The sequence below is a fragment of the Variovorax glucosi genome, assembly GCF_051216695.1.
In the GTDB taxonomy this organism is placed as follows: domain Bacteria; phylum Pseudomonadota; class Gammaproteobacteria; order Burkholderiales; family Burkholderiaceae_C; genus Variovorax.
This window is the reverse complement of the sequence record NZ_JBPJZE010000436.1, coordinates 1-1,016: the sequence shown is the minus strand read 5'-3', so window position 1 is coordinate 1,016 and position 1,016 is coordinate 1. Positions and strand designations below refer to the sequence as shown.

Annotated in this window: 1 protein-coding gene; it reads right to left on the bottom strand. The window is 69.0% G+C overall.

Translation table 11 applies throughout. The features are described 5' to 3' along the window. On the bottom strand, positions 1-1,016 hold a 1,016-nt coding region (locus ACSFA3_RS26310; RefSeq protein ID WP_435508232.1), incomplete at both ends, for a heavy metal sensor histidine kinase.

The following is a 1,016-nucleotide window of genomic DNA, read 5'->3' as shown; positions in this document are numbered from 1 at the left end:
CCATGGTGCTCGCCGCCGTCGTTGCGCGCGGCATCGACGCGGTAGAACCGGTCGAACAGGTGCTGCAGATGCTGCTCGTCGATGGGCGCGCCCGGGTTCGACACGGTGATCCACGTCGAGGCGGCTTCTTCGCGCAGCGTGACGGCGATCTGCGCCCCCGGCTTCGAATGCTCGATGGCGTTCTGCAGCAGGTTCGACATGGCTCGGCGGAACAGCGCGCTCTCAAGCCGCGCCTCGGCCAGCACGTCGCCTTCGATGGCGACCTGCGCACGCGTCTCGTCGAGCACGAACTCGAAGAACTCGATGGTCTTGCGCACTTCCTGCGCCACGGGCGTTAGCACCAGCCCGGTCGCCACTTCGCCGCGGTCGGCGCGCGCGAGGAACAGCATGTCGTTGACGATGGAGCGCACGCGTTCCAGGTCTTCGAGGTTGGCCTGCAGCACCTCCTGGAACTCGCCCGCGCTGCGCTGGCGCGACAGCGCCACCTGCGTGCTGCCGATGAGGTTGGCCAGCGGCGTGCGCAGTTCGTGCGCCACGTCGGCATTGAACGATTCGAGCTGGCCGTAGGCCTCTTCGAGCCGGTTCAGTGCGCCATTGAAGGCCTCGGCCAGCGCCGAGAGCTCGACCGGCAAGGCCCCTGACTGCAGCCGCTGCGACAAGGTCTTGGGCCGCAGCGCCTGCGCCTCGGCCGAAAGCCGCTCCAGCGGCCGCAACCCCACCCGCGCGATCCAGTAGCCGGCAATGGCCACCACCAGCACCGACCCCAGCCCAAGCGCGGCCAGCGCGGTCAGAAAGGTCTGGCGCGTGCGCGCATAAGGCTCGGTGTTGCGCCCGACGATCAACCGCACGGCCGGCCGCTGCGCGTGGGGCTCGATGTGCACGGACAGCGTGCGAAACGGCCTCTCCTGCCCTGGCAGCACGACGCTGCTGGTGTGGCCGTTGGCCTCGCGCGTGAGGCCGTCTATTTCGGCCAGGCCCTTGCCGTACTGAAAGCGCGGATCGTCGCTGAGCACCCA